Consider the following 1,990-nt stretch of genomic DNA (forward strand, 5'->3'; position numbering starts at 1 on the left):
TCTGTGCCTGCAGCGCCGTCTGGTTTTATCCGGGCGCGATACCGGTTTACTAGACTGGAGGTCGCCCAGCCCGCACCACCGGAAGCAGCAATGTCCAGAGGTAAGCACCACCCTCCCCGTCCAAAGCCCGCCAACAGCGAGGGATTCCTGATCGCGGCGGACCTTAAGAAGGACCGCGGCTGGACCGACACCCAGATCAAGGCTTTTCTCCCGGAGCCGGACAAAACCGCCCGCAATCCGTTCTCCCGCAAGGCCGCTCCGATGAAGCTGTATGCGCTGGAGCGGGTGGAGGCGGTGGAAGCCACGGAGGACTTCCGCCGCGCACGTGAGGCTTCACGGAAACGGCAGATCGCGGCACGCGGACGGGCCCTGGAGAAAAAGAAGCAGGCAGTGGCCGTCGCGATGGCGATCGACCTCCAGATAGTTCCCGAGCCTTGGGATCAGATGCGGCAAAAAGCCATTGAGCACTACAACTCACGGCTGCGCAGGAACCAGTCCCCCGCCGGACCCCGGACCACGCCCTCCCGGCTCGACCGGCTGACGGTGAATTACCTGCGGCATAAACAGACCTCCTATGAGGAGGAGCTGAAGGAATTCAAGGGTGTGGTCGGCGTCGGCGAGGCCTATCTAGTGGTCCGCAACCGGATCCTTGACCTGATCGCGCAGACTTATCCTGCCCTGCAGGCCGAGTGTGAGCGCCAGAAGTTTGACGCTCCGGAGCTGCCCGAAGGTGTGGTGCTCTAAGCCAGCCGGCTACCGGCCAAAGAGTTTCGCCAGCCAGCTGCTTCCCTCGGCCTTGGGTTTGGGCGCATTGCGGTCGCAGCTGCAGCGGTCCGGCTTGGCAATGTTGCGCATAACATCCTGGACGTGGTTGCCACACCCTGCCCAGGTGGTTTTTCCGCAGCTTCGGCACTGAACGGGACGGCACATGGTTGGTCTCCTTTGTGAACGTAGCCGCCGGACGATGGTTCCGGCGCTGAACCCCATCCTTGCCGATACCCCCTGGGGTATGCAAATTACCCGGTGGGGTATAGGATGGCACCACGTAGAACATGGGAGAAGACATGCAGCTGGACACGGACGACACCGCGCCAATCATCAACCGCCTCAAGCGCGCCCAGGGGCAGCTGGCAGCAGTGACACGGATGCTCGAGGAAGGCCGGGACTGCAAGGACATAGTTACCCAGCTTTCCGCCGTCTCCAAGGCCATCGACCGCGCCGGTTTCGCGATCATCGCCTCGGGGCTCGAGCAGTGCCTCACCAGCGACGACCCGGCACTGGACCGCAAGGAGATGGAAAAGCTCTTTATGTCGCTGGCCTAAGCGCCGGGCTAGAAGATCAGCACAAACCGCATGATCGCGTCGTAGAGCTTACTGCTCATGGCCTCATCCTCGCCCATGGCAGCGCGGTCCCGCACAGCCACATCCGGATGGTCCGTGATGATGCCGTCCACGTTGTCGCGCAGCATGTTCCGGATGCTTGCGGCTCCGTTGACGGTCCAAACATAGAACTCCTTGCCGTGGGCCCAGGCGGATTCCCGTACGGCATCCGTATAGGACGCCTCTTCCACCACAATGAAGTCCGCCGTCGTCTGCGGAGCTGCCACACCCGCGACCGCCATGGTTAGTCCCACATACAGCCCGGGGCGCAGGCGCTTAAGCTCCTCCGCCTTGTCCTTGTCCAGTGAGTGGTAGATGTTCTCCTGCAGGGCGTCCAGTGATTCCAACTCCGCCACCAGGCGCTCCACGTAGTCTTCGGTTTCGCTGCCGTGCAGCTTCAGCTCGATCAGCAGCGGCTCATTGAGCTCCTGTGCCGCCCGGATGTACTCCTCCAAGGCGGGAATCGTGTCCTCGTGCCCCTGCTGGTCGGATACCGTGATGGCGGTCAGCTCGGCGAGTGTGAGGTCCTTGACTGCCAGCTGGAGGCCGGCCAGGCGGCCGAGGCCGGCGTCATGCATCACCACGAATTCGCCGTCAAGCGTCTGCATAAC

At 62.7% G+C, this 1,990-nt stretch carries 3 protein-coding genes; 2 read left to right on the top strand and 1 reads right to left on the bottom strand.

The features are described 5' to 3' along the window. The first annotated feature begins 90 nt into the window (after nucleotides 1-90). Both RTN46_RS07265 and RTN46_RS07270 read left to right on the top strand, forming a co-directional pair. Entirely contained in the window at nucleotides 91-744 is a 654-nt protein-coding gene (locus tag RTN46_RS07265; protein ID WP_312180183.1) for a hypothetical protein, read from the top strand. A gap of 320 nt (nucleotides 745-1,064) precedes the next feature. Further along, nucleotides 1,065-1,322, top strand: a complete 258-nt coding sequence (locus tag RTN46_RS07270; protein ID WP_066298099.1) for a metal-sensitive transcriptional regulator — start codon at nucleotides 1,065-1,067, stop codon at nucleotides 1,320-1,322. An 8-nt stretch (nucleotides 1,323-1,330) separates the two neighbouring features. On the opposite strand, the gene RTN46_RS07275 is transcribed toward RTN46_RS07270, so the two are convergent. Next, on the bottom strand, nucleotides 1,331-1,990 hold a 660-nt coding region (locus RTN46_RS07275), incomplete at its 5' end, for a glycerophosphodiester phosphodiesterase family protein (RefSeq protein ID WP_312180185.1).

This window comes from Arthrobacter sp. (assembly GCF_031988865.1).
Lineage (GTDB): Bacteria > Actinomycetota > Actinomycetes > Actinomycetales > Micrococcaceae > Arthrobacter_B.